The 17300-nt window shown below is 34.9% G+C and carries 18 protein-coding genes; 4 read left to right on the forward strand and 14 right to left on the reverse strand.

What is annotated here, in order from left to right:
- Positions 1–117: 117 nt before the first annotated feature.
- From FNW52_RS09625 to FNW52_RS09640, 4 genes are all read right to left on the reverse strand, one after another.
- A complete protein-coding gene (locus FNW52_RS09625; RefSeq protein WP_143377254.1) occupies positions 118–1386 on the reverse strand; it encodes an NAD(P)/FAD-dependent oxidoreductase in 1269 nt (422 codons plus the stop codon).
- A 185-nt stretch (positions 1387–1571) separates the two neighbouring features.
- The gene (locus FNW52_RS09630; protein ID WP_143377255.1) at positions 1572–2909 is read right to left on the reverse strand and encodes a DEAD/DEAH box helicase; all 1338 of its coding nucleotides are present in this window, start codon (positions 2907–2909) and stop codon (positions 1572–1574) included.
- Positions 2910–3113: 204 nt separating this feature from the next.
- A complete protein-coding gene (locus tag FNW52_RS09635; protein ID WP_143377256.1) occupies positions 3114–4652 on the reverse strand; it encodes a DEAD/DEAH box helicase in 1539 nt (512 codons plus the stop codon).
- Between the two features lie 112 nt (positions 4653–4764).
- Positions 4765–5289, reverse strand: a complete 525-nt coding sequence (locus tag FNW52_RS09640; protein ID WP_143377257.1) for a DUF6155 family protein — start codon at positions 5287–5289, stop codon at positions 4765–4767.
- 186 nt (positions 5290–5475) lie between these two features.
- Between FNW52_RS09640 and FNW52_RS09645 the strand changes: the two genes are divergently transcribed.
- The gene (locus FNW52_RS09645) at positions 5476–5751 is read left to right on the forward strand and encodes a DUF3817 domain-containing protein (protein ID WP_143377258.1); all 276 of its coding nucleotides are present in this window, start codon (positions 5476–5478) and stop codon (positions 5749–5751) included.
- A 3-nt stretch (positions 5752–5754) separates the two neighbouring features.
- Positions 5755–7011 (forward strand): mechanosensitive ion channel family protein, encoded by a 1257-nt coding sequence (locus tag FNW52_RS09650; RefSeq protein WP_143377259.1) that lies wholly within the window; start codon positions 5755–5757, stop codon positions 7009–7011.
- A 124-nt stretch (positions 7012–7135) separates the two neighbouring features.
- Here FNW52_RS09650 and FNW52_RS09655 read toward each other — a convergent pair whose 3' ends face one another.
- On the reverse strand, positions 7136–7522 hold the full coding sequence (locus FNW52_RS09655; protein WP_143377260.1) for an acyl-CoA thioesterase: 387 nt from the start codon (positions 7520–7522) through the stop codon (positions 7136–7138).
- Between the two features lie 73 nt (positions 7523–7595).
- On the opposite strand from FNW52_RS09655, the gene FNW52_RS09660 reads away from it, so the two are divergent.
- Complete coding sequence (locus FNW52_RS09660; protein ID WP_143377261.1) at positions 7596–8018, forward strand: glyoxalase; 423 nt, start codon at positions 7596–7598, stop codon at positions 8016–8018.
- Positions 8019–8047: 29 nt separating this feature from the next.
- On the opposite strand, the gene FNW52_RS09665 is transcribed toward FNW52_RS09660, so the two are convergent.
- Positions 8048–9208 carry an acyltransferase gene (locus tag FNW52_RS09665; protein ID WP_143377262.1) on the reverse strand — a complete coding sequence of 387 codons (1161 nt, stop codon included), beginning with the start codon at positions 9206–9208 and terminating at the stop codon, positions 8048–8050.
- Positions 9209–9510: 302 nt separating this feature from the next.
- On the opposite strand from FNW52_RS09665, the gene FNW52_RS21100 reads away from it, so the two are divergent.
- The gene (locus FNW52_RS21100) at positions 9511–9642 is read left to right on the forward strand and encodes a hypothetical protein (protein ID WP_255515552.1); all 132 of its coding nucleotides are present in this window, start codon (positions 9511–9513) and stop codon (positions 9640–9642) included.
- 35 nt (positions 9643–9677) lie between these two features.
- Here the strand turns inward: FNW52_RS21100 and FNW52_RS09670 are convergent, their stop codons facing one another.
- From FNW52_RS09670 to hisC, 8 genes are all read right to left on the reverse strand, one after another.
- Complete coding sequence (locus tag FNW52_RS09670; protein ID WP_143377263.1) at positions 9678–11333, reverse strand: M1 family metallopeptidase; 1656 nt, start codon at positions 11331–11333, stop codon at positions 9678–9680.
- A gap of 284 nt (positions 11334–11617) precedes the next feature.
- The gene (gene hisIE / locus FNW52_RS09675) at positions 11618–12223 is read right to left on the reverse strand and encodes a bifunctional phosphoribosyl-AMP cyclohydrolase/phosphoribosyl-ATP diphosphatase HisIE (RefSeq protein ID WP_255515562.1); all 606 of its coding nucleotides are present in this window, start codon (positions 12221–12223) and stop codon (positions 11618–11620) included.
- 129 nt (positions 12224–12352) lie between these two features.
- The gene (hisF, locus tag FNW52_RS09680; protein ID WP_143377265.1) at positions 12353–13108 is read right to left on the reverse strand and encodes an imidazole glycerol phosphate synthase subunit HisF; all 756 of its coding nucleotides are present in this window, start codon (positions 13106–13108) and stop codon (positions 12353–12355) included.
- Between the two features lie 23 nt (positions 13109–13131).
- Positions 13132–13437, reverse strand: a complete 306-nt coding sequence (locus FNW52_RS09685; RefSeq protein ID WP_143377266.1) for an NIPSNAP family protein — start codon at positions 13435–13437, stop codon at positions 13132–13134.
- Positions 13438–13457: 20 nt separating this feature from the next.
- On the reverse strand, positions 13458–14204 hold the full coding sequence (gene hisA / locus FNW52_RS09690) for a 1-(5-phosphoribosyl)-5-[(5-phosphoribosylamino)methylideneamino]imidazole-4-carboxamide isomerase (protein WP_143377267.1): 747 nt from the start codon (positions 14202–14204) through the stop codon (positions 13458–13460).
- Between the two features lie 133 nt (positions 14205–14337).
- Entirely contained in the window at positions 14338–14967 is a 630-nt protein-coding gene (gene hisH, locus FNW52_RS09695; RefSeq protein WP_143377268.1) for an imidazole glycerol phosphate synthase subunit HisH, read from the reverse strand.
- Between the two features lie 77 nt (positions 14968–15044).
- Positions 15045–16181 carry a bifunctional histidinol-phosphatase/imidazoleglycerol-phosphate dehydratase HisB gene (gene hisB / locus FNW52_RS09700; RefSeq protein ID WP_143377269.1) on the reverse strand — a complete coding sequence of 379 codons (1137 nt, stop codon included), beginning with the start codon at positions 16179–16181 and terminating at the stop codon, positions 15045–15047.
- A gap of 56 nt (positions 16182–16237) precedes the next feature.
- The gene (gene hisC / locus FNW52_RS09705; protein WP_185965948.1) at positions 16238–17284 is read right to left on the reverse strand and encodes a histidinol-phosphate transaminase; all 1047 of its coding nucleotides are present in this window, start codon (positions 17282–17284) and stop codon (positions 16238–16240) included.
- Between the last annotated feature and the right edge of the window lie 16 nt (positions 17285–17300).

The following is a 17300-nucleotide window of genomic DNA, read 5'->3' on the forward strand; positions in this document are numbered from 1 at the left end:
ATTTATTTAAATTTCGTTATTTTCCTGATTCTGCCGTATAATGTCACACGTCTATCTTATCTGCGAAGGTTTCTCCCCTTTTACACAGCTTCAAATGTAATATTTTTTTCTTACAAACTACTCCCCTTTCGTTCTCTTCTCAGGTCTAATAATCATTCGCAAGGATTGGTCTTTTGAAAAATAAGCAATCATCCAATGGTAAAAAGTATTCAATCGGTTGCGGTAGGTTATCAAGGACATTAGGTGTACAAATAACCAAATCATCCAAGCCAAAAAGCCTTTGAAATGCATTTTAGGTTTTGGTAAATCAACAACGGCTTTGTTTTTTCCAATGATCGCCATTGAACCTTTGTCATTGTATTTAAAAGGTTTCAATGGTTTATTTTGAACCATTAGTTTGAAGTTTTCGGCCAAATTCACTCCTTGCTGAATCGCTACTTGCGCTACTTGCGGATGACCTTCGTGAAAATCTACATCGTTGAGTTGAATGCAGGTATCGCCAATAGCGTAGATGTTTTCGGTAGCGTTTACTTTGTTGAACGCATCAGTAGCCATTCGTTTGCCACGACCGTAACTTTCTGTCGGAATTCCTTCGAATTCTCTGGCTGAAACACCTGCTGCCCAAATTAAATTTTTGGTTTGAATGGTTTTTCCGTCGGCAAAGAAAACGGTGTCGTCTTTATAATCCACCACTCGGGTGTTTAGTTTTACGACTACTCCAAGTTGGGTTACGGCTTCAAGCGTGTCTGCTTGTGATGCCGCGCTCATGGGCGACAATAAGGCGTCGCCACCATCGACTAGATAAATATTACTGGCAGATGTTTCTAATTCGGGATATTCTTTGAGTAATATGCTTTTTCGCATTTCGGCAAACATTCCCGAAACTTCAACACCCGTAGGCCCACCACCAACAACGACAATAGTCAATAATTTTCGACGTTCTCGAATGTCTTTGCAAATGGCTGCTTTTTCCAGATTTTTTAATAAGGTATTGCGCATTTCAATGGCATCGTTGAGTGTTTTCATCGGAATGGCATTTTTCCTGACATTATCCATTCCAAAATAACTGGTTTCGGCTCCGGTTGCAAAAACCAAGTGGTCGTAATGCAATTCGCCATTATTGAGGATGATTTTGTTTTCGGCTGGAATAACTTTGAGTAATTCTCCCAAACGAAATTGTAGATTCTTTTTGCCTGCAAAAAACTTACGAAAAGGATAACTGATACTTGATGGTTCTAAAAAGGCTGTGGCTACCTGATAGATGAGTGGTGGAAAGAAATTGTAATTGTTTTTGTCTACAAGGGTTACTTGAATGTCTTTTTGGTTTGCCAGTTCTTTGGCTAAATTAATTCCGGCAAAACCTCCGCCTATTATTACAATTTCCATATTGTTTTTTATATGATGTTTAAAAAAAATAGCATCCATAAATATACACTATTTATGGATGCTATAGGAATTAGTTTTCAGTTTTTAGTCTCAGTTTTCAGTCTCTGTTTGAGTCTGAGTCTCAATTTTTATTCACAGTTTTGTATTTACAACAACTCTGAAAACTGCGACTAGTATGTAAACAACTAGTCTCTTTTCAACTTTTTAACTGGCTTTTCGGCTATTTCAGTTTTGTTTTGCAATAAATAACTGGCTAACAATTTTTCGATCAATTCGTCTTTGGTCAGATGATGAAAAATGGTTTTTATTTTTGTTTTTAATTCGGTATCGACATCATGATTGGGTTTTGTTTTGAAGATTTGCTTAGCCCATAAAAGCGTGTTGTTTTCTTCAATACTCGCTACAGATGGTTTTTTATATTTGGTAAACTGGATTCCCAATTCTTTTTCGAAATCAGCAATTTCAGCTACTTCCTCAGGTTGTAAAACGGTCAAAGAAAGTCCTTTGGCCCCTGCCCTAGCCGTTCTTCCGCTACGGTGTACGTACACTTCATACACATCTGGCAAGTGATAATTAACAACGTAAGAGATTTCTTTTACGTCAATTCCTCTGGCAGCCAAATCGGTCGCTACCAATATGTTGATGTGTCCTTCACGAAATTGCTCCATGATTCGGTCACGGATTCCTTGTGACAAACTTCCGTGTAAAGCTCCTGAAGAAAATCTGTTGATGGCTAGATTTTTGGCTAATTTATTGACAGCCGCTTTGGTTTTACAAAAGATAATACCGCGTTCTCCTTCTTTCGAATTTAGGAAATGCATTAAAACATCCAGTTTTTCGATAGGATCTACCACAATGTAGTTGTGGTCAATGCCTTGATTACCGACTGTTTCCATGTTGGCACTTACCTGAACTACGTTCTTATTAAGGTAATTTTGAACTAATTGCTTAATGGTTCCCGGCATAGTAGCCGAAAACAAAAAGGTTCTGTAAGTTTTAGGTAATTCAGTTATAATTTCGTCTAAACCTTCTTTAAGGATGGTTACCATTTCATCGGCTTCATCGAGAACTAAAAATTTAGTTTCTTTTAGACTAATAGCTTTGCGTTGCAACAAATCAATCAAACGACCTGGCGTTGCTACAACGATGTGCGTTGGAGCTGTTAATCGTTCGATTTGTGGTTTAATTGGTATTCCACCACAAACGGTTGCTATAGAAACTTCGGGAAGGTATTTTGCATAATCTTCTAGATTACGAAAAATTTGTTGTCCCAATTCTCTGGTTGGCACTAAAATTACGACTTGCACTGCAGGTAATTGTGTGTCTATTAATTGTAATAATGGCAATCCAAAAGCAGCAGTTTTACCGGTTCCTGTTTTGGCAAGTCCCACAATATCAGTAGTGTTTGCTAAAAGTAATGGAATGGTTTTTTTCTGAATTTCTGTTGGTTCAACAATTCCCATTTCGGTAATCGCTTTTAGTATTCCTTTTGAAACTCCTAAATCTGAGAATTGTTTTGACATTTTTTTTGTTTTTAATTTTATGAAATGGTCTTGATTACCACTTTGTTTTTTAGCCCCGATAGAAGTGAAAATCCTTTTATGTCTCGTTTTTTTACGAGACATAAAAGATTGTAACGGATAGCGGGATTAGCTCCTGAAAACTATTATACTATATGAGACAGCTCTATGACTGAACACTTGTAACTGAATACTGACCACTACTTTTTAATCGGCTTCGTTCATGATTTTCTCACGATATTTCTTTCCGATTAACAAGGTCATTTTTAGTTTGTAATCATCCATAAGCCATTCTCTGTAGTTTTTGCTACATTGGCTCAGGCATTTTGAAAATCGTTTTACGCGACATTCGATATCGGCTTCTAATTCTCTTGATAATGCTTTGGCTTCTTGTAATTCTTCGGAATTATCGACACACATGGCAGCGTGTTGATCGATTGATTTCTCTAGAACTACTTTGGATCTTAAATTTTGTGCAATTGCCAGTTTGTGTTCTTCATCTACATCAAAAGTCACATCGGCAGTTTTGCTGAATTTGGCACGCAATTCTGGTGGCATAGCGTATTTGAAATACAACTCAATCTCCGTATCATCCCTTAAATTTTCTAAGTAAAACTCAGGAGATTTAAAGATATGTTGCCAGTTTACAGGCTCACTCCACAACCCAAAACGGGCTGCATTGTTACCCAAATCGATAACATTAAAGATGTCTTTATTTGGTAGTTTTCTAGACCCACGACCAATCATTTGATAATATAAAGTAAGTGATTTTGTGGCTCTATTTAATATAATTGTTTCAACGGTAGGCTCATCAAAACCAGTGGTAAGGATACCAACCGAGGTAAGAATCGCATCTGGAGTATGCTTGAACCAATGTAAAATCTCTTTACGTTCTTCGTTGCTACTGGTGTTGTCCAGATGGCGAATACCATAACCTGCTTCTCTAAAAGTTTCGTACACATAAAGAGATGTGTTGATACCATTATTGAAAATCAAGGTTTTTTTGCCCAAAGATTTCTCGGTATAAGCGTGCAATAATTTCTCCTGCATGGCCATATTGGTATATAAATCATCTGATGATTTAACGGTATAATCACCATTAATACCTACTTTTAATGATGTTAATCCAACATCATAACTATAGGTAACTGCTTTTGCCAAGAAACCATTTTCTATCAATGAGCTAATGGTGTCTCCCACAATTAGTTCATTATAGCTTTGGTGCATTGGTAATTTGATGTTTGAACTCAATGGTGTTGCTGTCACACCTAGTATAAATGCATTCTTGAAAGAGCTCAATAACTTTCGGAATGAATTGTAATGCGCCTCATCAATAATGACTAGGCCGATATTGTCTAAATGTAGTTTTTCGTCATTGATACGGTTTTTCAAAGTCTCGACCATGGCCACAAAACAAGAATAATCGTTTTGGTCTGGAAGTTCTTTTACTTTACTATTGATGATTTTGTTTTTTACGCCAAAACCTTTTAGCATTTTTGAAGTTTGCTTACACAACTCTATACGGTGTGTAAGTACAACTACTTTTTTCTTGTGTTGCGATAAATAACGACGAACGATTTCGGAAAAAATCACTGTTTTTCCACCACCTGTCGGCAATTGGTATAATAAATGGTGTTGCGGAGGTGCATTGTCTATACGTTCAAATATAGCGTCAATGTCCCCTTGTTGGTAAGCGTAAAGTTCTTTTTTGCTTTCAATTTCAATTTCTAACGTGTCTTGATGCATTGTATTTTATTGGATTTTTGCAAAACTACACCTAAAAAACAGTTATTCAGCCAAAATTTATTTAAAAAATATAGGAGGGATTAAATAAAATTAATTTAAAGACCAATAATAACTAATCAAACTGTTCTGTAATTGTTTTAAAATCAGATTCGTTATACCATTTTTGCAAAAAAGCTTGACGATGTGCTTCTCTAATTCTGGTTTTGAATTCGGCTGTAATTCCACTCGAAATAATAAAATTCACAGCTTGTTCGAAAGAATTGAAAATACTTTTATAGAATAATTCTTGTTTTACAGTATTCTCGGCTGAGAAAGTCTGCGCAATTTCAATATTATAAAGCATCACATCGGCAATCACAAAAGGATCGACGCCTAATAACATAAAATGCTTGATGTATTTTTGAGCTACAGAACGTCTCAATTTTGGTTTTTTTCTTTTTCCTGTAGTTTTTATAGGGAAATATTCATTGGAGATTTTGAGTTTGCATTCCTGTAACAGTGTTTCTTCTTTTGGATTAAATACAAAATTATAATACACTTTTACTGGACTGAACTTTTCATACAATTCGAGGATTTGCTCTTCTAATTGCTCTTTATTGAGTTCATTTAAATATTTTTTTAAATCTCGCTTGCTCATTTTCAAAGTTTAAGAATACAAAAGTAATTTACTTTGGCATTCAATACTGCAATAATCAATGTTATTACTTAATTTTGCCTTTAATTTTAAGGATTTTGCATTAGGAATGATTTGTTTTCTCGAATTGTACTTAATTCTTATTTTTAATACTTACTACTCAATAATTAAACACTTAATTCTCTCCTTATGCTCAAGATTTTTAAGATTACCGCCATTTTAGAAGGAATCTCTTATTTGGTTTTATTTTCGAATATGCTTTTTGTTAAACCCACTCATATTGAATTGTACAAAACATTGTTGTACCCAATCGGAATGAGTCATGGCGTATTATTTATAGGTTATGTTTTGTTGGCTTTTTTATTGAAAAGCGCTCAAAACTGGGATTTTAAAAATTTCAGCTTTATATTACTTGCTTCGGTATTGCCTTTTGGAACTTTTATTGTTGAAAAAAAATACTTGTAAAACATGAACAAACTCATTCATCTCATTTTTAGTTTCCTCTACCCTGTTTTCAGACATTGGGGTTTGAGTCGAAGTTTTGCGACTTATTTGAGTTTGTTTTTCAATACAATTGTACTTTGTTTTCTGGCTTATGGTTTATATGTAGTTTTCCGATTTATTTTGGTAACCATAATGGCTATTGTTGCCCAAAGAACCAAAACCAAGTTTGATGATTTGTTGGTTAACAATAAAACAGCCAAATATATAGCCTACTTATTCCCATTATTTTTTGTCTTTAAATCGGTTCCTGTACTATTGGATAAGTTTGAATATTGGGAAGGTATTTTTGGAAAATTAGTGGGAATTTATATCGTTCTGTTGATTTTATGGATTATTCGAACCGTATTTAATTCCTTGCGAGATTATCTAAAACTGATTCCAAGATACAGCGATAAACCCATCGATAGCTTCATTCAGGTTATTATGATTGTGCTGTGGATGTTTGGAATCGCAGTGATTATCTCAAAATTGTTTGATATTGACCAAAAGGAATTGTTGACCATTCTTGGAGCAGTTTCGGCAGTGATTATCTTGGTTTTTAGAGATACTATTTTAGGTTTTGTGGCGAGTGTTCAAGTGGCGATAAATGATATGGTACGCATAGGCGACTGGATTACCATGGATCGTTATGGTGCCGATGGAGATGTGATAGAAATCAATCTGGCTACCGTAAAAGTTCGAAATTTTGATAATACCACGACTACGATTCCAACCTATAGTTTAAGTTCCGATTCGTTTCAAAACTGGAGAGGAATGCTTAACTCTGATGGAAGACGTATCAAGAGACACATTACAATCAAAGCCAGTAGCATTCGGTTTTTACAAGATCAAGAACTCATTAATTTAAAAAGAATAGAACTTTTGAGTGCTTATATTGATCTTCGAAAAGCCGAAGTTGACACCTACAATCGAGGGCATAAAATTGATAAAAGTCTGGCTATAAATGGCCGAAACTTAACTAATTTGGGTTTGTTCCGAAAATACATTACACAATATCTACAGCAATATCCAGGATTAAACAAGGATATGATAATGCTTTGCAGACAATTGCAACCCACTCCTTATGGTATTCCCCTTGAAGTGTATGCTTTTTCTAAAGACAAGCGTTTTGAAAATTACGAATACATCATGTCTGATATATTCGACCATATTATTGCCTCGGTTCCTTACTTTGATTTAGAAATTTTTGTAATGCCTTCTGAGAATATAGTAAAACCTTAAAAGTTTTAAGCAATAAAATTAAAATCTGAATAAATCTGAATGTAAATAACACGGCGATTTATTCAGATTTTTTTATGCTTTTCAAATTACATAATCTTAGCTGCTCAGAATCTTAGCACCTTTTTTAAACTATTCTATTTTTCACAAACTCAATCTCCGTTTTCCCGTGTGCTTTTGGTTTACCATCCTCGCCTAGATTTACCATGGTAGTGTTATCTATAGTAATGATTGTCTCACGGGTCATCATGTTTCGTGCTTCACATTTTAATACTAGTGAAGTGTTTCCAAATTTAACTACGTCAATCCCAATTTCGATAATATCCCCTTGTCTTGCAGAGCTTCTAAAATTAATTTCAGACATGTGTTTGGTAACAATTCTGGTATTTTCTAATTGTATAATAGAATACAAAGCCAACTCTTCATCAATCCAAGCTAATAGTTTACCGCCAAATAATGAACCGTTTGGGTTTAAGTCTTCTGGTTTTACCCATTTTCTAGTATGAAATCGCATATTTGTTTATTTAATAATGCTAAAATAAGACATTGCTATCAGTAATTTTTATATTTTTAAATAAAAAAGAAAGATGAATCAGAGAGATATTTTAATAAAAGAAATTCGAGGAGAATCATTGGGAAATGTCAACAATCAATCGTCCTCAGAGGAGTTATTTCAAAATGAAGTACTCAGACCCATTTTAAAATTACAGAACGATTTGTTCATCGCTTCTTTTTTAAATTATATCAGCAAGTATAAAAGAGATTTTTATTCTAAAACTGTCGAAAACAAATTGGCTGTTATAGAAAACGCCATTCAAAAAGACATCAAGTTCAGAAATGCCTTAAAAGGAATGATTATCGGATTATTTACTACCGATGAATATGCGCTTTACATTCAAAATTCCTCCAGCCTCAACAAAAGAATGATGAATTTATTGATCGAAAGATTGAAAAGTCAAGTGCAATTGTTTGATATTGAGGCTGAACAAAATGAAAATATCCCTAAATAGATTTCAACAATAGATATAATTGAGATCTTCTATGTTTTTATCAAATTAGGGTATTCTTGAGATGTCGATTTATGCTTTATCATTTTGTTTCTCAATTTCATAAATGGTTTTTCAACTGCCGAGTTTAATAAAAATGCTCCAATTGTACAGGTTATAACGCAAATTACAAGCATCAAATTTGCATCTATTTTAAAATCTTCTAAAATCTGATGTGTTATGTGAATTATTCCTTTGTGTGTAAGGTAGATTGCATAAGAAAGTGATGCTATAAAAGTTGTTGCTTTTGAATTCCATTTGAATAAAAAACTTGTTGGACTGATTGCTCCGACAACCATAAAACCATAACCAATAGCAACCATTGGAAATCCAAAAACGGAGGCAGAATAGGATTGTGGATCTTCACACAAAAAATAGGCTCCTTTCAAAACGAGTAAACTGAAAAGCAGAAATTGATTTCCAAATTTTGATATTGTATTCCAAACTTTTGGTAAAAACTGATAAACTCCAGCAATAGAAACCCCTACTAAAAGCCCATCCAGACGGTTGTAAGTTGGATAATAAATGTATTTGTACCAATACATCCAGCCATTCTCATCATTAATCTTCGGGAGATATAAATTGTTAAAACTGTATATCCTAATTGCAAAACCAAATAGGAATAATGCAATAATTAGCCAATAGGATTTATTGAACAGTTTGGAAAATTGCAACAAAATCAAAATAATGGGCAAGAATAAATAAAAATGTTCTTCAACACAAAGCGACCAAGCGTGTGAAAATGTTCCAAAGTCTTTTAAATTAAGTCCCAAGTTCTGTGTAAAAGTCAAAAACTTCCAAATGGGTGGTAACGCTTCTTTTTCACGAAAGATTGGGAAACAAAAATAAAGCCTAACGGTAATCCAAAATGCTGGGATAATTCTAAAAAAACGTTTTAAAAAGAATAGTTTAAATGAAATAGTTTGCCCCTGTTTGATTTGAGCAAAAAGTTGCGAGGAAATCAAAAAACCGCTTAAAACAAAGAACAGATCTACCCCAGTCCATCCAAATTTAGCAAAACTAGGCAGCCACTCAGGTTGTCCTCCGCTAAGAATGAAATAGTGAAATAGAAAAACAAATAAAATTGCTAATGCTCGTAAATGATCTAGTCCATAAAGTTTTTTAGGACTGTTTGTTTTTAATTTTTCTGTCAAAGTTGTTTTTTTATAATGTCTATTCAGATCATTGTAGATTTTAAATTGCCTCCAGCTTTAGCTCAATGTCATTAAGTTAAGGGTTTTTACTAGTATTTTTAGTGCTTGAGAGCTACTAGTGTTCTCATATTGTGTGATTCCTCGTACCTCGGAATGACAAAACGCGATGATTTAGATATGCAATATCACGTAAGTTTGTCATCTCGACGAAGGAGAGATCACACAAGATGCTCGACAATCCTAGTAAAATCAACACTTTTTTCTTAACTTAATGACATTGAGCTTTAGCTGGAGGTAAATGAATGAACATCAAATTGGCTTTAGCCGAAACAGCAAATGTTTTGGCTAAAGCCATGGACAATTATATCAATATCATCACTCTAGCTAAAGCTAGAGGCAATTCAAAACTTTGGATAAAAGTAACAACTGAATAATTAGATTTTTCTAAACTAAATTTTTTGTTCAATTTTTATTTAGCAACATTTTTACTTAAAACATAAAAATCCTTATTCACTTCTACTTTTTCAATTTTAAAAGGACAGGTAAATTCATTCCATTCTGATTTTGGGTTCAAAGTAACTTCTGTTCCGTTCAGTGATACTTTTACAGGCATATCAAAACCAGCAACACTATTTTTCCAACGGTATTTCACTGCATTTTCTTGAAAAGTATATTCTAATGTTGGAATTCTAATGTCTCTCAAATATTGATTAAAGAATGGGTTCAAATCCATACCGACTTGTTGACTTAAGTAGTCCTCAATTTGTTTGGTCGTTACCGTTTGATGGTAAAAAGTACTATTCAAACCTCTCAAGATAGTTCTCCATTTTTCATCATCATTTACAATTTGACGCAATGTGTTCAGCATATTGGCACCTTTGTAGTACATATCGCCTGAACCTTCATTGTTTACATCATAATGCCCAATGATGGGTTTGTCGTTTTGAATATTTTTTCGAATACCACGCACATATTCTGTACCAGCATCTTTTCCATAGTAATATTCCACGAAAAGACTTTCAGAATAACAAGTAAAGCTCTCGTGAATCCACATGTCGGCAATATCTTTGTAGGTAATGTTATTGGCGAACCACTCGTGTCCTGATTCATGAATGATGATAAAATCGAATTTCAATCCCCAACCCGTTCCGCTTAAATCGCGTCCCAAATAGCCGTTTTGAAAACCATTCCCATAAGTCACACAACTTTGGTGTTCCATGCCTAAATACGGAGCTTCTACCAGTTTGTAACTATCTTCATAGAAAGGATAAGGCCCAAACCAATGTTCAAAAGCTTTTAGCATTCTCGGCACCTCTTTGAATTGTTCTTTGGCTTTTTCTAAATTATCTTTCAAAACATAGTATTGGCAATCTAAATCGCCCTTTTCTCCTTTGTATTTCTCTGAAAAAGACACATAATCTCCAATATTGATATTTACGCCATAATTATTGATTGGATTTTTGACCACCCAAGTATAGGTTTTGGTACCGTCCTTTAGCGTTTTTACATTTTGCAAACGACCATTGGAAACATCCATTAATTTTCCAGGTATATTCACGCTAATTTTCATCCCTTCCACTTCATCGTACATGTGGTCTTTGTTCGGCCACCAAATACTGGCACCCAATCCTTGACAGGAAGAAGCAATAAAATCGTTCCCGTTTTGGTCTTTTTTCCAAGTAATTCCGCCATCCCATGGTGGTCTAACAGCTACTTTTGGCCTGCCTTGATAAAATACTTTTACTTCTTTTGTGGCTCCTGTCTTTTGTTTTGAAGCCAATGTTATGAAAAAGGCATTCCCTTCTCTTTTGTATTTTAAGGCTACACCATCCTGAGTTACTTCCGTAATTTCCATCGGATTTTGCAAATCAATTTGCATCACATCATAAGATTGTAACACTTTATATTGTATAGTGTTAGCCCCTGTAATTGTGCTGTCTAAAGGATTTACTTTTACCTCTAAGTTGTAGTGTTTTACATCCCACCAAACTCTTTCCTTAGTGACGCTTCCTCTTAAAGAATCTTGTCTGGTAAAAATAACATCCGATTTGGCAAGCAACCCTTGCGCTTGAATTCCATTAGAGATTAAAAATGCAATCAATAATAGGCTTAGATACTTTTTCATGTGTTGATGATTTTTCCTCCAAAACTACATACTTTTTTTGATTTTTATTATCAAAAAGAAGTCTATTTCAGTTTTTAGTCACAGTTTTCAGTCACAGTTTTCAGTTTCAGTCTATCCGTTTCGGCTGCGACCGAAAACGGAAAACTAAAAACTTTTTTCACCATCAGATCTCAGCACGTCCGTTGCGACTGAAAACTGAGACTGAGAACTGAAAACTTTTTTCACTATCAGATCTCAGTACATCCCTTACGACTGAAAACTGAGACTGTGACTGAAAACTTTTTTCACTTCTTACGGCTTTTCAATACATCAACCACATCATTCAATTGAAAACCTTTGGCTTGCAGTAAAATCAAATAATGAAAAAGCAAATCGGCACTTTCGCTCAAAAACAAATCATCGTTATCATCTTTGGCTTCAATGACCACTTCTATCGCTTCCTCTCCTACTTTTTGAGCAATTTTGTTGATTCCCAATTTAAATAAGGATGCCACATAACTCTTTTCAGAATCGGCATTTTCTCTGCGGGTTTTGATGGTGTTTTCCAGATTGGAAATAAAACCATATTCTTGCTTGTTTTCGGTTGCCCAACAAGTATCGGTTCCTTTGTGGCACGTTGGTCCAACTGGTTGCACTTGAATTAAAAGCGTATCGTTATCACAGTCGTTTTTAATATCAACCAAATTTAAAAAGTTACCGCTTTCTTCGCCTTTTGTCCAAAGTCTTTGTTTGGTTCTGCTATAAAAAGTAACTTTCTGAGTGTCAACTGTTTTTTGATAAGCCTCGGCATTCATATAACCCAACATCAAAACGTTTTTGGTTTCACTATCTTGAATAATAGCAGGAATTAATCCATCTGTATTTTTTGAAAAATCTATTTCCATTTTTATAATTTTGTGATTACTTCGTCCGTTCGCCTTTCTGGCTCGGGTGAAAAATAAAAGATTGAAAGAGTATCAAATCTGATTTTCTTTTCTCTTTTTTCTATATTCTATGCTCTATATTCTATTTTCTACGTTCTAAATCCTAACCTCAATATTATTGTTTTTTAACTCCTTTTTCAATGCTTTAATTTCGATTTCTTTAAAGTGGAATACGCTTGCCGCCAATGCTGCGTCTGCTTTTCCTTCAATAAAGGCATCTACAAAATGCTGTATAGTTCCTGCGCCACCAGAAGCAATTATGGGGATATTAACCAATTGAGACAACTTAGCCAAAGCTTCATTGGCAAATCCGTTTTTGGTTCCGTCGTTATCCATCGAGGTAAAAAGAATTTCTCCTGCTCCTCTTTCTTCTACTTCTTTTGCCCAATCAAATAAATTCAATTCGGTTGGCACTTTTCCTCCTACCAAATGCACAATCCATTGACCATCAAATTGTTTGGCATCTATAGCGACCACCACGCACTGGCTTCCGAATTTTTGTGCCAATTCATTAATCAACTGCGGATTTTTTACCGCCGATGAATTAATTGAAACCTTATCCGCACCATTTTGTAATAAAACTTCCACATCTTCTACAGTCGAGATTCCACCACCCACAGTAAATGGAATATTGATAGTCGCAGCCACTTTTCGAACTAAATCCACCAAGGTTTTTCTACGTTCTTCGGTTGCAGAAATATCCAGAAAAACCAATTCATCCGCTCCTTCATCCGAATAGATCTTAGCCAATTCAACAGGATCTCCTGCGTCACGCAAATCTACGAAATTAACGCCTTTTACGGTTCTTCCGTTTTTAATATCGAGACAGGGTATTATTCTTTTTGTTAACATTTTTATTATTGTTAATGGTCATTTTATTCGAATACTGGACGTAAAAATGTTCTTTCGTAACTCAATATACATCTTGTATCTTCTGCAATTTTAAAAGCCTCGAGACATTCTGGATCTTCCAAAATTAGTTTTCTGTAATTTTCATATTTAGTTAAACTGGGAAATGAAAACATTGCAAATGCTATGTTATTTGCTCCTTCAGAAGGCAAAAAATAACCATGATGTTGCCCTCCAAAACGGTTAACCAATTTTATCCATCTTTTGCCATAATCTTCAAAAACATCTAATTGAAAAGGGTCTATTGTGTATTTCAAATAACAAGTTATCATATTTTATATTTTGAGTTTTATTATTTGCAAATTATATAATTTTCCAATTGTTTCAACGAAATTCTACCTTCGTAAATGGCTTTCCCGATAATGGTTCCTTCACAGCCCATTTCGGCCAATTTCGGTAATTCATCGAATGTTGAAATTCCACCAGAGGCAATTAATTTTATTCCGCCTCTCGACTTCGCTCGAGGTGAAGCTTCCGTCAAAATTTTAGCATACAAATCAAAACTCGGTCCTTCTAGCATTCCATCTTTGGCAATATCAGTACAAATCACATACTGAATTCCTTTGTTTTGATAGTCTTGAATAAATGGAATCAAATCTTCATTAGAGTCTTCTAACCAACCCGAAACAGCTACTTTTTCATTATTGGCATCGGCTCCCAAAATGATTTTATCCGAACCGTATTCAGCTATCCATTTTTCGAAAACAGCTCTATTTTTTACGGCAATACTTCCACCTGTGATTTGGTTAGCGCCACTTTCGAAAGCAATTTTCAAATCGGCATCCGATTTCAATCCACCACCGAAATCAATTTTCAGTTTGGTTTGAGTGGCTATTTGTTCCAATATTTTATAATTGACAATTTTGCTCGATTTGGCACCGTCCAAATCCACCAAATGTAAATATTCGATTCCGTGGGCTTCGAATGATTTGGCTACTTCAAGCGGATTTTCATTGTATATAATTTTAGTGTTGTAATCGCCTTTGGACAAGCGAACACATTTTCCTTCTATAATATCTATTGCAGGGATTATTCTCATATTCTATTTTAGATTGCAGATTTTAGATTTTAGATTTTTCATTGCGAAGAATGAGGCAATCTTACATCACATTATCATTAAATTTGATTTTTAATTTCTCATTGCTATTGAAATTGCCATTGAAATTGCTATTTTATAATTTCAAAAAGTTACCAAGTATTTGCTCCCCAACATCACCACTTTTTTCGGGATGAAATTGTGTTCCGTAGAAGTTTTTATTTTCTAAAGCCGAAGAATACGCCACTTCATAATCAGTAGTTGCAATGGTTTCTTCGCAAATAGGTGCATAAAAACTATGAACCAAATACATGTATTCATTCTCGGCAATTCCTTTGAATAAATCTGACTTTAGGTTATAAATAGTGTTCCACCCCATTTGTGGGACTTTTACTTTTGGAGAAAATTTGATGACATCCACATCAAAAATGCCCAATCCTACCGTATCACCTTCCTCCGATTTGTTGCACATCAATTGCATACCCAAACATATTCCGAAAACGGGTTGTTTAAGCGTTGGAATTAGAGTGTCCAAACCGCTTTGTTTTAGCATTTTCATCGCGTAACTCGCCTCGCCTACGCCAGGGAAAATTACTTTATCGGCTGCTTTTATCTCCTCGGGATTATTACTCAAAACCGCCTTGAATCCCAATCTTTCGATGGCAAACATGATGCTTTGAATGTTTCCTGCTCCGTAATTTATGATTACGAGCCCCCCACCCCCCGAAGGGGGAGCTGATGTAGAGGGCGTTCTATTTTTATCCATAATTTATATGTGTTATTTTATTAAGATAGATTACAATTCCCATGTAGCTCCCCCCCCTTCGGGGGTTGGGGGGGCTTTTACAGCATTCCCTTCGTACTTGGTAAAATCATTTTCTCTGTATCGCGTTTTACGGCTACTTTTATCGCTTTCGCAAAAGCTTTAAAGATAGCTTCAATTTTATGATGTTCGTTGGTTCCTTCCGCTTTGATGTTAATATTTGCTTTGGCTCCATCTGAGAATGATTTGAAGAAATGATAAAACATTTCTGTTGGCATTTTACCAACCATTTCACGTTTGAATTCGGTTTCCCAAACCAACCAGTTTCTGCCTCCAAAATCAATGGCTACTTGAGATAAGCAGTCGTCCATTGGTAAACAAAAACCATAACGTTCAATGCCTAATTTATTACCTAATGCTTTGGCAAAAACTTCTCCAAGAGCAATGGCAGTATCTTCGATAGTATGGTGTTCATCGACTTCAAGATCGCCTTTTACCAAAATCTCCAAGTCCATTTGTCCGTGACGTGCAATTTGATCCAGCATGTGGTCAAAAAAGGCAATACCGGTTTCAATTTTACTTTTTCCTGTTCCGTCCAAGTTCAAGTTGATGTAGATATCGGTTTCATTGGTTTTTCTCGAAATAGTTGCGGAACGCGCTTCGAGTTTCAAAAACTCATAAATCACTTTCCAATCCGTAGATTGCAAGATAATCACTTCGTCTAATTCTTCTCTTTTTGCAGCAATTTCAGTGCTTCCAGCTCCTTCGCTAGTATTCATAAAAATGGCTTTGGCTCCCAGGTTTTTGGCTAATTCTACATCGGTCAAACGATCTCCTAAAACGAATGAGTTCGCTAAATCATACTCAGGATTGTCAATATACTTGGTTAGCATTCCCGTTCTTGGTTTGCGAGTGGGTGCATTGTCTTCCGGTAAAGAATGATCTATAAAAATATCGTCAAAAAGAACACCTTCGTTTTCAAAAGCTCTCAATATAAAGTTTTGCGTTGGCCAAAAGGTGTCTTCCGGAAAACTATCGGTTCCTAAACCGTCTTGATTGGTTACCATAACCAATTCATAATCCATTTCTTCGGCAATTTTAGCCAAATACTGAAACGCTTTTGGATAAAATTCTAATTTTTCTAAGCTGTCTAGTTGGTATCCTTCCGGTTCTAAAACAATCGTTCCGTCACGATCTATAAAAAGTACTTTTTTCATAGGTTATTTTTGTTCTAGACCTAACAGGTTTCAAAAACCTGTTAGGTCTTAGTTAGTTAATTTCGTAATGCTTCTATTAATTTTTTATTTTCTTCTGCTGTTCCAATAGTCAAACGCAAACAATTTTCACATAATGGTTGTGTTGTTCTATTACGGATTACGATTCCTTTAGCTATCAAATCATCGTATCTTTTATTGGCATCATCTACTTTAATTAAGATAAAGTTGGCTTCTGTTGGATAGATCCTCTCAACATACTTTACATCAAGTAAAACTTCAAGTAATGCTGACCTTTGTTCTATAATTGATTTAATTTCAGAGGCAATTGCTTTAGTATTGTCCAATCGTTCCAAAGCTCTCTTTTGTGACAACTCATTTACATTATAAGGTGGTTTTATTTTATTTAAAACCGAAATCACTGCTGCGGAAGCATAACAAATTCCCAATCTAATTCCTGCCAAACCATAGGCTTTTGAGAGTGTTTGTGTGATGATCAAATTTGGATATTGATATAGTTTTCGCAACCAACTTTCTTTTTCAGAAAAATCAATATACGCTTCATCAATAACGATTAAACCATTAAAGTGATCTAACAAAGTAGTTACACTTTCTTCTGAAAATGAATTTCCTGTTGGGTTATTCGGCGAACACAAAAAGATCATTTTTGTATTATCATCAATGGCGCCAAAGATTTTCTCAATTTGAGGTTGAAAATCAGTTGAAAGCAATACTTCTCTATTTTCTACCGCGTTGATATTAGCCAAAACCCCATACATTCCGTAGGTTGGTGGCAAAGTGATTACATTATCTTCTTTGGGTTCACAAAAGGCTCTAAACAACAAATCTAAAACTTCATCGCTACCGTTTCCTAGCAACATTTGATTGGTATTTACTTTGTGTTGTTTGGCCAGTATGCCTTTTACCGAAGCTTGTTGGGGATCAGGATAACGATTTACCCCACTGTTAAATGGATTTTCATTGGCATCCAAAAATACCATATCGGCAGTGTCAAAATCCTCAAATTCATCTCTGGCAGACGAATAGGGCTTTAAAACCTTAACATTCTCTCTAACTAAAGTATCTAAATTAAAACTATTTATCATTTTTTTAAATTTTAAA

Source organism: Flavobacterium sp. ZT3R18 (genome assembly GCF_007097385.1).
In the GTDB taxonomy this organism is placed as follows: domain Bacteria; phylum Bacteroidota; class Bacteroidia; order Flavobacteriales; family Flavobacteriaceae; genus Flavobacterium.

Excerpts from the sequence above, each read along its gene's own strand:
- FNW52_RS09625 (WP_143377254.1), bottom strand. The coding sequence starts at position 1,386 with ATGGAAATTGTAATAATAGGCGGAGGTTTTGCCGGAATTAATTTAGCC.
- FNW52_RS09630 (WP_143377255.1), bottom strand. The coding sequence starts at position 2,909 with ATGTCAAAACAATTCTCAGATTTAGGAGTTTCAAAAGGAATACTAAAA.
- FNW52_RS09635 (WP_143377256.1), bottom strand. The coding sequence starts at position 4,652 with ATGCATCAAGACACGTTAGAAATTGAAATTGAAAGCAAAAAAGAACTT.
- FNW52_RS09640 (WP_143377257.1), bottom strand. The coding sequence starts at position 5,289 with ATGAGCAAGCGAGATTTAAAAAAATATTTAAATGAACTCAATAAAGAG.
- FNW52_RS09645 (WP_143377258.1), top strand. The coding sequence starts at position 5,476 with ATGCTCAAGATTTTTAAGATTACCGCCATTTTAGAAGGAATCTCTTAT.
- FNW52_RS09650 (WP_143377259.1), top strand. The coding sequence starts at position 5,755 with ATGAACAAACTCATTCATCTCATTTTTAGTTTCCTCTACCCTGTTTTC.
- FNW52_RS09655 (WP_143377260.1), bottom strand. The coding sequence starts at position 7,522 with ATGCGATTTCATACTAGAAAATGGGTAAAACCAGAAGACTTAAACCCA.
- FNW52_RS09660 (WP_143377261.1), top strand. The coding sequence starts at position 7,596 with ATGAATCAGAGAGATATTTTAATAAAAGAAATTCGAGGAGAATCATTG.
- FNW52_RS21100 (WP_255515552.1), top strand. The coding sequence starts at position 9,511 with ATGAACATCAAATTGGCTTTAGCCGAAACAGCAAATGTTTTGGCTAAA.
- FNW52_RS09670 (WP_143377263.1), bottom strand. The coding sequence starts at position 11,333 with ATGAAAAAGTATCTAAGCCTATTATTGATTGCATTTTTAATCTCTAAT.
- hisF (WP_143377265.1), bottom strand. The coding sequence starts at position 13,108 with ATGTTAACAAAAAGAATAATACCCTGTCTCGATATTAAAAACGGAAGA.
- FNW52_RS09685 (WP_143377266.1), bottom strand. The coding sequence starts at position 13,437 with ATGATAACTTGTTATTTGAAATACACAATAGACCCTTTTCAATTAGAT.
- hisA (WP_143377267.1), bottom strand. The coding sequence starts at position 14,204 with ATGAGAATAATCCCTGCAATAGATATTATAGAAGGAAAATGTGTTCGC.
- hisH (WP_143377268.1), bottom strand. The coding sequence starts at position 14,967 with ATGGATAAAAATAGAACGCCCTCTACATCAGCTCCCCCTTCGGGGGGT.
- hisB (WP_143377269.1), bottom strand. The coding sequence starts at position 16,181 with ATGAAAAAAGTACTTTTTATAGATCGTGACGGAACGATTGTTTTAGAA.
- hisC (WP_185965948.1), bottom strand. The coding sequence starts at position 17,284 with ATGATAAATAGTTTTAATTTAGATACTTTAGTTAGAGAGAATGTTAAG.